A 561-nucleotide genomic window follows, 5' to 3' on the forward strand; every position below is an offset into this window, starting at 1 on the left:
TATGAAGGGAACTCGCACGTGTGTGATCAAAGGTCGAGAGTTTACAGGTAGGATTAAGGGGATTCCATACGTGTTTGGCTTTAAAGGGGGCTAACTAATTTATTCAGCTTATTTGTTTCAGTTATTGTCATATCGGGAAAGGGCTAATATTATGACGCTAATTCTAATTATTCACCTCGGAATCACGCTCCTTGCTTAGGTTTACATCTATTTTTCTTCTGGTATTTACTTGCGTTGATTTTGCGGTGGCGGCGGAGCGCGTCCAGCTCTTCTATGCTGTCGTTCAGGTCGAATCACAGGATGCTTCTGAAAGAGACGAAGCATTTCCAGTCGCAATGGAGCAGGTACTTGGCAAGCTTACAGGTGCTTCTGTTCAAGATAATCCTGAACTATCTCCAATTATTTCTCAGGCTCAGCGTTATGTGCTGAGTTTTAGTTATAGAGCGAATCCAGACTTTTCGCCTGTGCTAAGTGATCAGGCGGAAGGTGAGGGCGAGACTGAAGTTGAAAAGAGCCTTAAGCTAGATTTTCCCGCGTCTGCACCTGAGAAACAATTTCTGC

General features: G+C 44.2%; 1 protein-coding gene. It reads left to right on the forward strand.

The genetic code is table 11. The features are described 5' to 3' along the window. Positions 1-245: 245 nt before the first annotated feature. Positions 246-561, forward strand: a 316-nt coding sequence (locus A3762_RS00705) for a DUF2066 domain-containing protein (RefSeq protein ID WP_231878684.1), incomplete at its 3' end; no start/stop codon positions are given.

Source organism: Oleiphilus sp. HI0125, assembly GCF_001635355.1.